This window comes from Halorubrum sp. CGM5_25_10-8B (assembly GCF_005435095.1).
In the GTDB taxonomy this organism is placed as follows: Archaea; Halobacteriota; Halobacteria; order Halobacteriales; family Haloferacaceae; genus Halorubrum; species Halorubrum ezzemoulense.
In genome coordinates, this window is the sequence record NZ_SGTY01000008.1 from 80,631 (window position 1) to 94,507 (window position 13,877).

The 13,877-nt window shown below is 69.4% G+C and carries 16 protein-coding genes and 1 pseudogene; 9 read left to right on the forward strand and 8 right to left on the reverse strand.

Features of this window, described 5'->3' with window-relative positions; all coding sequences use genetic code 11:
• Window positions 1–44 precede the first annotated feature (44 nt).
• A complete protein-coding gene (locus EXE51_RS09175) occupies window positions 45–905 on the reverse strand; it encodes a hypothetical protein (protein WP_137692549.1) in 861 nt (286 codons plus the stop codon).
• Between the two features lie 131 nt (window positions 906–1,036).
• On the opposite strand from EXE51_RS09175, the gene EXE51_RS09180 reads away from it, so the two are divergent.
• Window positions 1,037–1,402 carry a cupin domain-containing protein gene (locus EXE51_RS09180; RefSeq protein WP_137692550.1) on the forward strand — a complete coding sequence of 122 codons (366 nt, stop codon included), beginning with the start codon at window positions 1,037–1,039 and terminating at the stop codon, window positions 1,400–1,402.
• A gap of 1 nt (window position 1,403) precedes the next feature.
• On the opposite strand, the gene EXE51_RS09185 is transcribed toward EXE51_RS09180, so the two are convergent.
• From EXE51_RS09185 to EXE51_RS09200, 4 genes are all read right to left on the reverse strand, one after another.
• Window positions 1,404–1,778, reverse strand: a complete 375-nt coding sequence (locus EXE51_RS09185) for a hypothetical protein (protein WP_394334820.1) — start codon at window positions 1,776–1,778, stop codon at window positions 1,404–1,406.
• On the reverse strand, window positions 1,775–4,228 hold the full coding sequence (locus EXE51_RS09190) for a penicillin acylase family protein (protein ID WP_137692551.1): 2,454 nt from the start codon (window positions 4,226–4,228) through the stop codon (window positions 1,775–1,777). Before EXE51_RS09190 ends, EXE51_RS09185 begins: the two co-directional genes overlap by 4 nt.
• 155 nt (window positions 4,229–4,383) lie before the next feature.
• Window positions 4,384–5,409 carry a cell division protein FtsA gene (locus EXE51_RS09195; protein ID WP_137692552.1) on the reverse strand — a complete coding sequence of 342 codons (1,026 nt, stop codon included), beginning with the start codon at window positions 5,407–5,409 and terminating at the stop codon, window positions 4,384–4,386.
• Between the two features lie 51 nt (window positions 5,410–5,460).
• Window positions 5,461–6,351, reverse strand: a complete 891-nt coding sequence (locus tag EXE51_RS09200) for a hypothetical protein (RefSeq protein WP_049931007.1) — start codon at window positions 6,349–6,351, stop codon at window positions 5,461–5,463.
• Between the two features lie 87 nt (window positions 6,352–6,438).
• Here EXE51_RS09200 and EXE51_RS09205 point away from each other — a divergent pair, with 87 nt between their 5' ends.
• The 4 genes from EXE51_RS09205 (at window position 6,439) to EXE51_RS09220 (ending at window position 9,036) form a co-directional block, all read left to right on the forward strand.
• Window positions 6,439–6,615: a zf-TFIIB domain-containing protein gene (locus tag EXE51_RS09205; protein ID WP_080508566.1), complete on the forward strand. Its 177-nt coding sequence runs from the start codon at window positions 6,439–6,441 to the stop codon at window positions 6,613–6,615.
• A gap of 3 nt (window positions 6,616–6,618) precedes the next feature.
• On the forward strand, window positions 6,619–7,377 hold the full coding sequence (locus tag EXE51_RS09210; RefSeq protein WP_137692553.1) for a Rho termination factor N-terminal domain-containing protein: 759 nt from the start codon (window positions 6,619–6,621) through the stop codon (window positions 7,375–7,377).
• A 2-nt stretch (window positions 7,378–7,379) separates the two neighbouring features.
• Window positions 7,380–7,742 (forward strand): hypothetical protein, encoded by a 363-nt coding sequence (locus EXE51_RS09215; protein WP_137692554.1) that lies wholly within the window; start codon window positions 7,380–7,382, stop codon window positions 7,740–7,742.
• A gap of 121 nt (window positions 7,743–7,863) precedes the next feature.
• On the forward strand, window positions 7,864–9,036 hold the full coding sequence (locus tag EXE51_RS09220) for a tubulin/FtsZ family protein (RefSeq protein WP_137692555.1): 1,173 nt from the start codon (window positions 7,864–7,866) through the stop codon (window positions 9,034–9,036).
• Between the two features lie 210 nt (window positions 9,037–9,246).
• Here the strand turns inward: EXE51_RS09220 and EXE51_RS09225 are convergent, their stop codons facing one another.
• A complete protein-coding gene (locus tag EXE51_RS09225) occupies window positions 9,247–10,230 on the reverse strand; it encodes a hypothetical protein (protein WP_089308551.1) in 984 nt (327 codons plus the stop codon).
• 115 nt (window positions 10,231–10,345) lie between these two features.
• On the opposite strand from EXE51_RS09225, the gene EXE51_RS09230 reads away from it, so the two are divergent.
• Window positions 10,346–11,086: a molybdopterin-binding protein gene (locus tag EXE51_RS09230; protein ID WP_086216452.1), complete on the forward strand. Its 741-nt coding sequence runs from the start codon at window positions 10,346–10,348 to the stop codon at window positions 11,084–11,086.
• 79 nt (window positions 11,087–11,165) lie between these two features.
• Here the strand turns inward: EXE51_RS09230 and EXE51_RS17935 are convergent.
• Window positions 11,166–11,279 (reverse strand): annotated as a pseudogene (locus tag EXE51_RS17935) (short chain dehydrogenase); the annotation flags it as partial.
• 173 nt (window positions 11,280–11,452) lie between these two features.
• Entirely contained in the window at window positions 11,453–11,776 is a 324-nt protein-coding gene (locus EXE51_RS09235) for a HalOD1 output domain-containing protein (RefSeq protein WP_086219264.1), read from the reverse strand.
• 240 nt (window positions 11,777–12,016) lie between these two features.
• Between EXE51_RS09235 and EXE51_RS09240 the strand changes: the two genes are divergently transcribed.
• From EXE51_RS09240 to EXE51_RS09250, 3 genes are all read left to right on the forward strand, one after another.
• Window positions 12,017–12,469, forward strand: coding sequence for a zinc ribbon domain-containing protein (locus tag EXE51_RS09240; protein WP_094552475.1), 453 nt, complete (start codon window positions 12,017–12,019; stop codon window positions 12,467–12,469).
• Between the two features lie 2 nt (window positions 12,470–12,471).
• Window positions 12,472–13,080, forward strand: coding sequence for a TetR/AcrR family transcriptional regulator (locus tag EXE51_RS09245; protein ID WP_086216449.1), 609 nt, complete (start codon window positions 12,472–12,474; stop codon window positions 13,078–13,080).
• A gap of 62 nt (window positions 13,081–13,142) precedes the next feature.
• Window positions 13,143–13,877 (forward strand): CBS domain-containing protein, encoded by a 735-nt coding sequence (locus EXE51_RS09250; RefSeq protein ID WP_086219267.1) that lies wholly within the window; start codon window positions 13,143–13,145, stop codon window positions 13,875–13,877.

Sequence of the window (13,877 nt, forward strand, 5' to 3'; positions counted from 1 at the left end):
GATGTTACCGGGTCCCGGCGGCGGTGAGCCGGCGGGGCGACCGGTCACCGAGCCAGCGCCATCGCCCGCTCGATCCGCTCTCTGAGCGCCTCGAGCTGGTCGCCCACGGCGCCGACCGCCGCCAACACCGGATACGTGACGTCGAGGTCCTGGTAGCAGTACCCCGGGAGGTCGAGGTCGCCGTCGAGCGCGAGCCGGCGCGTGTGCTCGGCGAGCACGCGCTGGCGGCGCGCGGCGATCCGGTCGCAGTCGTCGCGGAGCGCCGCGGTCCGGGTCCGGCAGGCGTCGAGCGCGCCGAACCCGGCCGCCGCGTCGTCCCCCTCGTCGCCGAGTTCATCGTCGATCGCCGCGATCTCGGACCGGATCGGGTCGAGGCGGGACGCCGCGCGATCGATCGACTCCAGCTCCGACTCCACGGCGTCGAGGAACGCCTCGCGCTCCTGGACCGCGGTCTCGGCGGCGCTCAGCACCGACCGCTTGTACTCCTCGCGGAAGCAGTCCGTCCGGGTGAGCGCGTACGCCAGCTCGGGGCCGAACTCCTCGGCGACGCTCCGCTCGTAGGTGTCGTCGTACTCCTCGGCGTAGTGCGGGACCGACATCACCGTGGCGCGATACGCGTCCCTGACCGTAACGAGCCGAGAGCCGGGGGCCGCGGCCGCGTCGCCGCGACCGCCCGCCCCGTCGCCGACCGCACTGCGCATCGCGTCGGCGACGCCGGCGAACCCGCCGGGCGCGGAGGCGTCCGCGGGACCGGTGCCCCCACTCTCGCCCGGAATCGACGACACGCGGCTCCGGAACGCCCGGAACGCCTCGCGCTCGTCGACGACCCGGCGCCGCTCGACGCGGAGCGCGGCCCGCGCCGCCCGGATCGGATCGCTCCCCTCGTCCGCGTGAATCGCTGCCATGTGTCGCGGCACGGCGACACCTCCTGTAAACGCTTATATGAGACGTATCCGCCACACCGGACGGCTCCGGAGGGGTATATAGCTCTCGGGCCGGGGACAGCGACTTTCCCGCTCCGCCGCCGATCGGCGGTATGGAGAAGGTGGCCCTCGCCGAGGCGTTCGGCTCGTTCGAGGAGACGTGGTCCCCGCGGCTCGCGGGCGAACTCAACGGACAGGCGGTCAAGCTCGCGAAGGCGGACGGCGAGTTCGTCTGGCACAGCCACGCGGACGCCGACGAGCTGTTCTTCGTTCACTCTGGGCGGCTCCGGATCGAGTTCCGCGAGGCGGACAATGTTGTGCTGGAGGAAGGCGAGCTCACGGTCGTCCCGCGCGGGACGGACCACCGCCCCGTCGCCGAGCCGGAGGCCGAGATCCTGCTGTTCGAACCCACCGAGACGCGCAACACGGGCGACGTCGAGACCGACGAGACCGTGACCGGCGTGGAGCGGCTGGACTGAGTCACGAGACGACGGCGCGCGCGAGCGACCCGAACAGGGGGAGCGCCAGTCCCGCGCCGACCGTGAGGTAGACGACCGGACGCATCCCCGGCACCGCGGCGGCCGCGGAACCGAGACCGACCGCGAACGCCGCGAGCGCGACGATACCCGCACCGAGCGCGTACGCGACGCCCCGCCGGACCGTCGGCGCGACGAGCGACGCGAGCGCGCCGGCGGCGATCAGCCCGAGCCAGTGGACCGTCGCGAGCGCGACGCCGACTCCCAGCGCGGCGACGAGCGCGACCGCGTGAGAGCGCGGCTCCGTCCGGACGCGTCCGAGGAGGGGCAAGGAGTCGTCGGGGGCCGGCGCGTCGTTCGGGGACGGCGCGTCGCTCACTGCGACCCCTCCGTCGGGGGGTCGAACCGAACCGCCGGTTCGCCGCCCGCGCCGAGCGGCATCGGGCGCTGGTCGTTACCCAGCCAGCGCCGGAGCTGGTCGTCGTAGTGTTCCGAGAAGTAGTCCCCGGAGTTCCCGCCCGGGAGGACCGCGGTCGCGTCGGTCCCCGGGCGCACCACCATCCGCCAGCTCGACCCGACCGCGGACTCGACGCGGTAGTTCTTCACCGTCGCGGGCGAGCCGTCAGCGGACAGTTCGTCGTAGTTCAGGAACGCCGCCTCGCCGCCGAGGGGGTGGGTCATCGCCCGCGTGGTGTTGTAGTCGCCGTACGTCTCCCAACCCTCCTCGCCGATCTCGTCGAGCGCGTCGCGGAGGGCCGCGGCCGCGAGGTCGCCGCGCGAGCGCCCCTCGAACAGTGGGTCGTCGTCGGGGAGCCGCGCGAGCGTCCAGTCGCTCGGGTAGTAGGACTCGCCGAGGCCGCCGTCGGAGAAGGCGGGCTCGAAGACGCGCTCGCGGAACTTCGGCAGGTACCGGGCGAACAGCAGCGCGGCCCGGGAGTCCCGTCGCATTCGGTAGTTCCACTCGTCGAGGGCGTCCGCGGCGTCGACGAGCGGCGGATCGGGGTCGTCGCGGTCGCGGACCGCGGCGACCAGTTCGGGGACGAGTTCCGGGCCGCGCCCGTCGCGCACGTCGTTCTGGAGGGCGCGGTGGAAGTCGGGGTCGGTCGACCCCTCCCCCCCGTCGATCGTCCCCTCGAGACGGTCGGCGATCCGGGCGCCGCGGTACGGGGTCGCATAGTCGACGCCGACGTAGTGGATCGGGTCGTCGATCGGGCGCTGGTTGGCGGTCGACAGCGCGTCGGGGTCGATCGCGTGCGGCTTCTCCGCGAAGGGGACGAACCCCTCCCACGACGATTCACCGAACGGCTCGAACCCCGCCCACTCCCCCTCGCCGGCGGAGCCGTCGAACACCCGGTCGCCGTCGACGACCTCGCCGTCGGTGCGGCGGATCGGGAGTTTCCCGGTCGCGAAGTAGAGCGTGCGGCCGTCGGCGTCGGCGTACACGAGGTTCTGCGTGGGGAGATCGAAGTTGCGCGTCGCGTCGAGCAGGTCGTCGATCCCCTCGCTGCGTCCGTACGCCTCGATGGCGACGGTGGTGCGCGTCGCGGTGTGGCCGGTCCACGCGACGCCGACCGTCTGATCCTCGCGTTCGATCAGGGGGCCGTGGACGGTTCGCCGCACCCGGACCTCCCGGTCCTCGCCCCCGGCGACCGGGATCGTCTCGCGCTCGTCGACTTCGAAGGGGCGCCACTCCCCGTCGTACTCGTAGCGGTCGCCCGCCTCGTCGATATCGTACCGGTAGCAGTCCAGCACGTCGGCGCCGAGGTTGGTGAACGACCACGTGCCGCGGTCGTTCGCGCCCGCGATGACGAACGGGACGCCCGAGAACGTCGCGCCCCGCACCGACCGCTCGGGGGTGTCGACCGACTGCTCGTACCACAGCGGGGGCGCCTGAAGCGAGAGGTGCGGGTCGTACGCGACGATCGGGCTCCCGCTCGCGGCGTGCTCTCCGGAGACGACCCAGCTGTTCGAGCCGACCCCCGTCGGCGACTCGAAGCCGGAGAGCCAGTCGGTCAGTTCGGGGTCGACGGGGTCGGCGCCGCCCCCAACGTTCGAGGTCGCCTCTAGGTTCGGCGCGCGCTCGCCCGCCCCGCGAAGGCTCTCGGCGCCCGTCCCCTCGGAGAGCCGCGTCTCGGTCCCGTCGAGGATCGGGTCGTCGTGGTCGTACCGCGTCGGAAACAGCGTCTCGGCGCGCTCGGATCCGAGGCGGTCGGCGACGAGCGCGCGCCGTAGTTCGGCGAAGCTCCCCGTGAGCGTCCACGAGATCTGCTTTTCCATCAGCATCGAGTCGACGGGGGTCCACGGCTCGGGCTCGTAGCCGATCAGCTCGAACTCCAGCGGGAGCGGTAGGTCCTCCCTCGCGGCGTTGACGCCGTCTGCGAACGCCTCGACGAGGGGCCCGGCGCGCGTCTCGGCGACCGCGTCCCACGTGGCCGCGGCGGCGTCGGCGAACCCCATCGCGACGTTGAACTCGTCGCTGTCGAGCGTCGCCTCCCCGATCACCTCCGAGAGCCGGCCGCGCATCACCCGCCGCTGGAGATCCATCGCGAACAGCCGGTCGAACGCCTGACAGTAGCCGACCGCGAAGTACGCCGCGGGCTCCTCGTCCGCCTCGATCTGCGGGACGCCGAACTCGTCGCGGGCGACCGTCGCCGCCCCGTGCGGGCTCTCGACGGTCTCCGGGAGGGACCGGTCGGCGGCGTCCCACGCCTCGCCCGACAGCGGGGCGAACGAGTCGAGGAGGTCGGCCGCGTCGCTCGCCGCCAGTCCGGCGCTGCCGGCCGCGAGGACGCTCGCGAGGACCGCGCGGCGCGTGGTGTCGCGTGTCACCTCACGACCGACGACCCGATTCCTCATTATAATTTGGATCGGATCGGGGTGGTTCACGTATCCGAGCGTGAGCAGTGGACGACGGCGAAGCCGTCAGTACGCGCGGACTCCAGTCTGCGCGCTCTCGGACACGCGAAAAAAAAGCCGCGGCGGCGCTACTCCTCGGCGGCGGGCTCTTCGACTTCCTGTCCTTCGGCTTCCTCTTCCTCTTCGGAGCGGGCGGCCACGAGGGCCCCGCTGGCGACGCTGTACATCGGCTCGTCCGGCGAGTGGACGCCGCTGATGGAGAACGGGATGTTCGCGTCTTCGAGGTGGTCGGCGAACAGATCTTCGAAGCCGTTGGGGCTCGAGGTCCCGCCCGTGACGACGACCGGAACGTCGAGGCCCTCCTCGATGTCCTCCTCGTCGACCTCGCTGGTGATGTTCTCTATCACGTAGTCGAGCAGGTTCTCGTAGTAGATGGCGAGCGCCCCCTCGACGCCCCCCACGTCTGTCCGGAAGTCCAGCTCGAAGTCGTCCTCTTTGATCGAGGTCACCTTGTCGACCGGCGTCCCGGTCGCCTGCGCGGTCTGCTCGTCGACCCAGTCGCCGCCGCGGGCGATAGAGAACTTCATGACCGGAACCGCGTAGTACGCCAGACAGACGTTGGTCATCCCCGCGCCGAAGCTGATCCCCAGCCCGGTGAAGTTGTTGTCGGCCAGCTCGGAGTAGATGACCGCCATGCCCTCGTTGATCGGCTCCGGGTCGTACCCCATGTCGCCGAGCATCGACTCCAGCGTTTTCTCGTGATACAGCGTCGAGAGGTCCGAGTCGATGGGGTCAGCCGGACTGGAGTAGTAGAGCCGCTCGTTGTGCCGCGACGGCTCGCCGACGACCTGCTCCGTGATGAGCTTGATCATCGGGATCGCCGAGGACTCGTCGCTCGAGAGGATCCCGTGTTGCATCGGGCGACGGGTCTCTTGGTTGAAGATGTTCGCGAAGTTGAGCGCGTCGTCCCCGACGACGTACACCTGATCGTCTTTTCGGATGTGGAGGACTTCGCTCCGGGAGAGCATCTGCTCGGCCATGTCGCTGTACTCGATCTCGACGAACGAGTTCCGCTGTTGCACGAAGACGGTTTCTGCGCCTTCCTGACGCGCGGAGAGAATATTCATCGTGCCAACGTCAAGTCCCTTGGCCATACGCTAACCTCAAAGCGAATCCACATAAGTTTTCGTAGGAAGACAGGATGCTTAGAACAGCCCGCGGATCCGGTCGATGAGCCCCTCGCCGGTCGCATCGGTCTCCTCCTCCTCGCGCTGCTGTTCGCGGAGCTCCCGGAGCGCGGCCGCCTGGTCGTCGGTCCCCTCGCCGCTCGCGGTCTCGACCTCCCCGCCCTGGAGGCCCTGTAGCTGTGAGACCGCGTCGGAGACGTTGCCGTCGCTGGTCCGGGTCTCGATCCCGGAGTCCGGCAGATTCTCGCTGTCGATGTCGTCGATGGCGCTCGTGTCGAGGTTCAGCCGTCGCGTCTCCGTGCGGCTGACGCCGCCCCAGGAGAGCTCCGCGTCGTCGAGCGCGCTGTCGATGTCGGACCGTACCTGCTCGTCGCTGACGGTCTCCGTCTCCTCCGCGTCCGCCTCGGTCGCCTCGGCCTCGCCCGTCTCGTCGACCGCGCGCTCGACCCGGTGGGCGACGAGGGCCGCGCCGGTCGCGGCGACCACGAGCGCGATACCGACGCTGTAGAGGGCGATGACCTGCGCGCTGTAGTCCGGCGGCACGGTCACGTTCCAGTCCTGCGGGTAGGCCCACACGAAGAGGCCGACCGCGACGAGGTCGATCACCGAGCCCGCGGCGGCGACGTACAGCATCCGCTTGTCGACCGGCAGCAGGACAACGATTCCGAGCAGCAGCGCCGGGAATCCGACCGCGCTGGCGACGCCGGCGACCTCGCGGATCGCGTACGAGGACGACGAGGCCGCCGGCAACGTCGCGCTGTAGAGGAACACCACGACGCTGACGGCACCCGCGACCAGTCCGACAAAGAAGAGGCCGAACCCGGCGTACACGTCGACGGTCCGGTCGGGGTCGCCGATGTATCGTCGGTAGTACCGGAGGAGTTGGTTCGAGTCGGTCGCCTCGCTCATACGGGAGCGTTCCGCCCCGACTGTAATCATTGTTCCCCCCGACCCTAGTCCTTAACAACTCCGCGACTGAGGTTCAACTGATCAACAGTGGAGCCGGACTGTCCACGGTGTGGCGACAGCCTGACCGCGTTCACGCTGGCGGGCGTCGAGGCGCTCGCGTGCGAGGCGTGCGGCTACGTCGGCGTCGAGGCCGATCACTCCGGCGATCGAACGGTCGTCGAGAGCTGGGACGACGCGCTCCGGCGGTTCCACGAGGAGTCCTGACCCATGCCATCGATCGACATCACCGACGACCAACGCGACCGCATCGCCGCGCTGCGCGAAGAGCTCACCGACGCGCACGCCGACAGATACACCTCGGTCACACTGCGCGACACCGTGGCCTACCTCCTCGACCTCGCCGACGCCGTCGACGACCCCGACCGCCGGGCGGCGGTCGATACCAACCGATCGGAGGCCGACGACGACGACGGCGGGTTTCCGCGGGAGCGGCTCGAAGCGCGGCTTCGCGAGCGTAATCGCCGCCACAGCGACGCAAACCCGGACGACCCGATGGACCTGTACAGCATCGCTGCGGAGTACGACGTCTCGGGCCGCAGCAGCATGACTAAGGGAGAGCTCGTGACGGCGATCCTCGACGTCGCCGAACGGCGCTACACGGCCCCGTTCGCGCCGGTCGACGTCGAGTTACCCGACGCCGACCACGACGGTGGCTCCGGAGCAGACACCGACTCCGCCGAGGGCGGTTCCGAAGCGGACCACGACGACGACGGTAGTCCCGAAGCGGACCACGACAACGCCGAGGACGGCGGCGACGAGAGCGATACCGCTGCCGAGTCCGACGCCGGCGACCAAGCCGGAGACGACGGTCAGCTCAACGCGATGTTGAGCCTGCTCGAAACGCACAGCGACAAGTGGGACTCGGCCGACGGCGACGCCCGCTACGAGGTCGAACTGCCGGACGGGAGCGTCGAGACCGCGCGCACCAAAGACGACGTTCGCGCGGCCCTGTTTAAACACTACTAACGATGGGACTGCTTGACACACTCAGATCGTGGCTCGGCCTCGGCGGCGACGGCGACGGCGACGCCGACGGAGACGGGGACCCACACGCGAACGCCGAGGTCGATACCCCGGCCGCCGACGAGACCGACAGCTCGGCCGCCGACGAAACTGGCACCGAGGCCGCAGCGGAGCCGAAACTCGATCCGAGCGGCGTGACCGAAACCCGGGTCGAATCGACGGACAGCGCCGTCGACGCACTCAAGCAGGCTCGTAACGAAGGCGGCGACGACGACACCGGGGCGACTCCTGCCGACGGTCCGAGCGTCGGTGCCGATCCGTCGACCGAACAGCGCGACTCCGACGCGTCCGCGGACGACGACTCGTGACGCCACTCCCGCCTGTGAACACCGCGGCTTCCTGTACCGGGGAAGCAGTCGCTCACGCTACGCTGAGGCGGCTTCTAACCTTTATCAGTCCGACCCGCGTAGATACATGCGGTGTGTTCACGTGAAACTCGCATTGATCGGGGTCGGACAGGCAGGTGGGAAGGTAGTCGACGAGTTCCTGGCCTACGACGCACAGACGGGCGCAGACATCGTTCGGGGAGCGATCGCCGTCAACACGGCGAAGGCGGACCTCAACGGGATCGACCGCCTTCCGGAGGACCGCCGGATCCTGATCGGGCAATCGCGGGTCAAGGGCCACGGGGTGGGCGCGGACAACGAGCTGGGCGCGGAAGTGGCCGAGGAGGACATCGACGAGATCCAGGGGGCGCTCGACTCGGTGCCGGTCCACGAGATCGACGCGTTCCTCGTCGTTGCGGGGCTGGGCGGCGGGACGGGATCGGGTGGCGCACCCGTGATCGCGAAGAACCTCAAACGGATCTACACCGAACCCGTCTACGGGCTCGGCATCCTCCCCGGCAGCGACGAGGGCGGGATCTACACGCTGAACGCCGCCCGCTCGCTCAAGACGTTCGTCGACGAGGTGGACAACCTCATGCTGTTCGACAACGACGCGTGGCGCAGTTCGGGCGAGTCCGTCGGAGAAGGGTTCGACGCGATCAACAGGGAGTTGGTCCAGCGGTTCGGCGTGCTCTTCAGCGCCGGCGAAATCACCGAGGGGAGCGACGTCGCCGAGAGCGTGGTCGACTCCTCCGAGATCATCAACACGCTCAAGGGCGGCGGCATCTCGTCGCTGGGGTACGCCGACGTCGAGGTCAACGAACCGAAGCGGTCGGGGTTGCTCTCGCGGTTCGGCAACGATTCGAACGAGGGGATCGACAGCACGGAGGCCACCAATCGGATCACGAGCCTCGTCCGGAAGGCGACGCTCGGTCGGCTCACTCTGCCGTGTGAGGTGAGCGGGACGGAGCGGGCGCTGCTCGTCGTCGCCGGGCCGCCGGAGTATCTCAACCGGAAGGGCATCGAGCACGGTCGCAAGTGGCTCGAGGAACAGACCGGGTCGATGGAGGTCCGCGGCGGCGACTACCCGCGACGCGGCGAGGGAATCGTCGCGGGGCTCGTCCTGCTCGGCGGCGTGACGAACGTCCCGCGAGTGAAGGAGCTTCAGCAGGTCGCGGTCGAGGCGCAACAGAATCTGGGCGAGATCACCGACGAGAGCGAGGACCGCTTCACCGAGCTGATGGATAGCGACGGGGAGCTGGAGTCGCTGTTCTGACCGTCATCGCCTACTCGGAGCCGTCCTCCGAGGCGCCTCGGGCGGGGCCCGCCCCGGCACCCGGCCCGAGAGCGTGAGACGCACGCGCGGCGGCGATCACGCGGACGCGGTCGGCGAAGTGCTCGATCCGTTCCACCGACCCGGGGCTCTCGCATGCGAGCGGCCCCGAAACGGAGTCGCTCGACGCTCGGTGCCGGGGGAGCGACCTCGTCACCGATCCTCGGTCGACGGCCGCCCGTCGGCGAGGATGTCGAACGACTCCTCGATGTCGCCGAGCACGAGCAGCGCGTAGTACCGGAGGTACGTCACGACGGGGACCTGTGAGAGCGTCCCGACGACGAGCAACGCGACGCCGAACAGCACCGCGAGCGGGACGAGGAGGGCGAGTCCGAGCGGCGACGTCACCGAGACGGTCGCGTGTACGATCGCGACCGCGACGAGGACGGGGACCAGGAGCGCGAACGCGACGAGCGCGACCGCGATCGAGACGACGACCCCGGTGGCGACCGTCAACAGGAACGCGACCGCGACGTACGCCAGGTACTGTTTCCACGCCGCCCTGACCGACGGCCAGAGGCGACGCCACGCCGCGACGACGCCCGAGTCCGACTGAATCATGAGCGGCACGACGAACGCGGTCGTGAACCCCGAGACCAACGCGTACCCGGCGCTGATGAGAGCCAGCACCGGGATCCCGACGAGGAACGCCGTGGCGGAGCGCGCGGGGTCGCGCCCGGTCAGGACGGGAACGGCGAGCAGTGCGACCCAGCCGCCGAACAGCGCGAGCATCGGGAGTCCGATCGCGACTCGGAACCCGAACAGGCGGATCCCCTGCCGCCAGCGTCGGCGCCAGTGGCGTCGGAGCGACACCTCGCCGGTGCGGAGCGACTCGATCAGCACGAACTCCATGACCGCTCCGACCAGGCCGAACAGCCCGAGGAGCAGGAGGCCGACGGCGACGACCGCGGCTGCGAGCGTCAGCAGCTCGACCGGGAGCCCGGAGGGAATTTCGCCGGGAGAAACCTCTCCCGTCGGAGCCGACGTGCTGAACTGTGTCGTCGGGAAGCTCACGCCACCGCCGACGAAGAACACGACGACCGCGAGCTTCAGCCAGCGGCGCACGGTGACGGGCGTCAGAAACGCTCGAGTGACACCGAGCGCTTCCTCGACGTTTTCGACTGCGTGGAGGGCCATGCGTCGAGGTACACGGATCGCGTAGTTAGCCCTTCTGGTGGCTTCCGTCGGGACTTACCTCGGCGCCTTCAGGTGCGGGAAACGTACATCCGTCGCCCGACCGTAGGAGATGCTGATGGAGGTCGCGCTGATCACGGTGGGTGACGAACTGCTCTCGGGCGACACGGTGAACACGAACGCCAACTGGCTCGCCGCCGAACTGAGCGAGCGCGGCGTCGCCGTGGCACGGATCCTCTCGATCCCCGACGACAGGGGAGAGATCGCCGACCGAGTCCGGGAGTACGCCGCGGACTTCGACGCCGTAATCGTCACCGGCGGCATCGGCAGCACCCCCGACGACGTGACGGTGGAGGCGGTCGCGGACGCGTTCGACCGCGAAATGGCCGTCACCGACCTCACGCGCGAGTCCGTCGAGCGCCGGCTTGCGGCGATCCGCGAGCGGGTCCCCGACCGCGAGTTCGACGTCGACGTCGAGGCCGAAGCGGCGGTCCCCGAGGGGAGCCGCCCGCTGGTGACCGACGCGGGGCTCGCGCCCGGCTGCGTGGTCGAGAACGTCTACGTCCTGCCCGGCATCCCGGACGAGCTGAAGGCGACCTTCGAGACGGTCGCCGACGAGTTCGCCGGGGACCGCCGCTCCCGGTTCCTGTACACCGTCGAACCGGAGTCGAACATCGTGCCCGCGCTGCGGGAGGCGATGGACCGGTTCGATGTCGCCGTCGGCTGTTACCCCGACCGCGAGGCGGACCACAACCGGCTGAAGGTGACCGCCACCGACGACGACGCGCTCTCGGCGGCCGCGGCGTGGCTGCTGTCGAACGTCGACGCGAGCGAGACGCCGGTGTCTCGCGACTGGTGACGCGGGCAACGCGGGCGAGACGACTCAGTCCGCGGGCTGTCCGCCGTCGACGGAGTCGGTCAGGCCTCTCGGTCGTCGCGATGTCCGCCACCATGACGCTCGCCGCCTCCTCGGCGAAGCGCAGCGCCGAGGCGCGGCCGATGCCCGAGCCCGCACCGGTGACCGGCGCCGTCTTTCCGCCGACTCCGCTCACGATTCGATGTCTCGGTCCCGCCGGCGCCTCAAATCCCTTCAGGAACAGGGACCGACAGCGTCGAGCGGTAACGGCCGACCATCGCCTCCGGTCGCCCGTCCGGACCGGTGGGTGACCAGCGAAAAGAGGGTATTGGCGCGAGCGACTCGGTGCCACGGCTGCTCCGCGACGTCTCAGCCGTCCGCGGCGGGCGTCTCGTCGGCGGGGCTGGCCGAGATCCGTCCGCTGCTGTGGACCGAGACGACACACTCCGAGAGAACGAACTTGACCACCCCGGTCGAGGGCGTCGCCTCCCCGTCGCCCTCGCCGAACAGTCGGCTGAGGGCCGCCGCGTGCGCGCGGTCGTACCGGGACGCGACCGTCGAGCGGGCCGTCCCGGTGGCGTTCGAGACGGCCTCGGTGACGGCCTCGTAGAGGGCCGACTCGTCCCAGTGAGCGAGCTGGCGGTCGTGCCACAGTTTCGTCGATTCGTCGGCGGATCGGGGGTTGCGGGTCATTGGTCGAACGCGGGCGTCGGTTCGCCCGTAACTTCTACTGAACGTTCGGTAAGTATCAGCCTTTCGTCCGCGTTTGGCGTAGAAGGGGACGACTCCCCGTCGGTGTTCGGAAGCCGCCTCTAGCGCCGTATGACGAGACTTCTGGCAGGTAGACGACTTCGAGACCGCGGAAAGCGCTCTCGGCACACACCCAGAGACGCGGACGAAGCACTTTTACCTACCGAACGTTCAGTATTTGGTATGGCACGCGTTTCGCTCCGAAAGAATCCGCTGCTCGCCGCCCTGTTGGGGACGTTGGCCACCGGGCTCGGCCACCTGTACCTCCGGCGTTGGGTCCGCGCCCTCGGGTGGCTCTCGGCCAGCTTCGCCGCGACGGTCCTGTTCGTCCCCGAATCGACACTGTCCGCCGTGAGTTCGGGGACGCTCGTGGACCCGTTCTCGCTGCTCCCGCTCGTCCTCGTCACCGGTATCAGCGTCCTCGACGCGTACCTCGTCGCGAACGCCGAGCGTCGGTCCGACGACGCTCGGGCGAGCGATGCGGCGGGAGCGACGGAGGCGGACGAATCGCCGACCTGTCCCGCCTGCGGGAAGCCTGTCGACCCGGACATCGGGTTCTGTCACTGGTGTACGACCGAGTTCGATGCCGTCGACGACGCCGGCACCGGACGGGTCGACGAGCGGGGAGACGAGTGACGATGGCCGCCGACGCACCCGAGCGGGACTGGAGCGCCGCCGAAGCGGAGATCATGGAGGCGACCTACCGAGCGCTGCTCGAACACGGCTACGCCGGGCTGTCGATCTCGCGGATCGCCGCCGAACTCGGCAAGTCCAAGGCCGCCATCTACTACCACTACGACGCCAAAGACGAGCTCCTGGCAACGTTTCTCGAGTTCGCCGTCGACAGGTTCGAAGCGACCGTCGCGACCGAGACCGGCGACGAGCCGACGGCCGACCTCGAACACGTCATCGAGAAGCTCCTGCCGCTCCAACCGGACGAGGAGCAGCGCCAGCTCCAGGCCGTCTTGGTCGAGCTCCGGTCGCAGGCCGTGACGAACGAGGTGTTCCGCGAGCAGTTCACGCGGATCGACGACCGGTTAGCGGCCGCCATCCGGGACATCGTCGAGCGCGGCATCGACGAGGGGACGTTCCGCGACGTCGACCCGTCGCGGGTCGCGGAGCACGTCTTGGCGACTGTCAACGGCGCGATGTACGCCCGCGCGACGACCGACCGCGAGAGCGCCGCGGCGGCGACCCGGGTCTCGCTCGCCTCGTACATCGACTCCGAACTCCGGCGTCACCCGTGAGCGGAGCGGTGACACGACCGCGCGGAGACGCGTAGCTCTCCCCGCGACGACACGACAGCATCATGTACACTATCGCAGACCTCCCGATCGACAACCGACTCCGGACCGTCCAGTACGACCTCGAGCTCGAAACGGCCCTCCGCCGGATGTTCGAGAACGACTACACGCAGGTCGGCGTCGAACGCGACGGCGAGCTCGTCGGGATTGTCACCTACCGATCCGTCGTCCGGACGCTGCTCGCGTTCCACCAGCTGGACGTGGGCCACAAGACGCTGGACAAGATATCGGTCGGGGCGGCCGTCGAGGACGCGCACACGGTCAGCGAGGACGAGACCGTCCTCGCGGTGTTCGACGCGCTCGCGGAGCACACGTACATCGTCGTCGACGGGGGCGAGGCGTGGCAGATCCTGACCGACTACGACCTCCTGACGCGGCTGAAGCGGATGCTCGAACCGTTCCTGCTGATCGAGTCGATCGAGATGCGGCTTCGCGAGCTCCTCGCGCGGGCGTTCGGCGACGCGCTGTCAGACGAGCTGGCCGCGACGTTCGACGAGGACCACCCGCTGCCGACGCCGGCGTCAGTCGACCACTGTAGCTACGCGCACTACGCCCAGTTCATCTCCATCCACTGGGCGGAGTTCGAGCCGATCTTCGACGACCAGCAGGACGTGATCCGCGAGCTCGTGCTCGAAATCGGCGACATGCGGAACCGACTCTTTCACTTCCGGGTCGACGACCCGGAGGAGTTCGACCGCGACCTCCTCCGGTTCGGCCAGTCGTACTTCTCTTCCGTGTGA

Bases quoted from the DNA above. Each gene is read 5' to 3' on its own strand.
- EXE51_RS09175 (WP_137692549.1), bottom strand. From the start codon at position 905: ATGGCAGCGATTCACGCGGACGAGGGGAGCGATCCGATCCGGGCGGCG.
- EXE51_RS09180 (WP_137692550.1), top strand. From the start codon at position 1,037: ATGGAGAAGGTGGCCCTCGCCGAGGCGTTCGGCTCGTTCGAGGAGACG.
- EXE51_RS09195 (WP_137692552.1), bottom strand. From the start codon at position 5,409: ATGGCCAAGGGACTTGACGTTGGCACGATGAATATTCTCTCCGCGCGT.
- EXE51_RS09200 (WP_049931007.1), bottom strand. From the start codon at position 6,351: ATGAGCGAGGCGACCGACTCGAACCAACTCCTCCGGTACTACCGACGA.
- EXE51_RS09210 (WP_137692553.1), top strand. From the start codon at position 6,619: ATGCCATCGATCGACATCACCGACGACCAACGCGACCGCATCGCCGCG.
- EXE51_RS09215 (WP_137692554.1), top strand. From the start codon at position 7,380: ATGGGACTGCTTGACACACTCAGATCGTGGCTCGGCCTCGGCGGCGAC.
- EXE51_RS09225 (WP_089308551.1), bottom strand. From the start codon at position 10,230: ATGGCCCTCCACGCAGTCGAAAACGTCGAGGAAGCGCTCGGTGTCACT.
- EXE51_RS09230 (WP_086216452.1), top strand. From the start codon at position 10,346: ATGGAGGTCGCGCTGATCACGGTGGGTGACGAACTGCTCTCGGGCGAC.
- EXE51_RS09235 (WP_086219264.1), bottom strand. From the start codon at position 11,776: ATGACCCGCAACCCCCGATCCGCCGACGAATCGACGAAACTGTGGCAC.
- EXE51_RS09240 (WP_094552475.1), top strand. From the start codon at position 12,017: ATGGCACGCGTTTCGCTCCGAAAGAATCCGCTGCTCGCCGCCCTGTTG.
- EXE51_RS09245 (WP_086216449.1), top strand. From the start codon at position 12,472: ATGGCCGCCGACGCACCCGAGCGGGACTGGAGCGCCGCCGAAGCGGAG.
- EXE51_RS09250 (WP_086219267.1), top strand. From the start codon at position 13,143: ATGTACACTATCGCAGACCTCCCGATCGACAACCGACTCCGGACCGTC.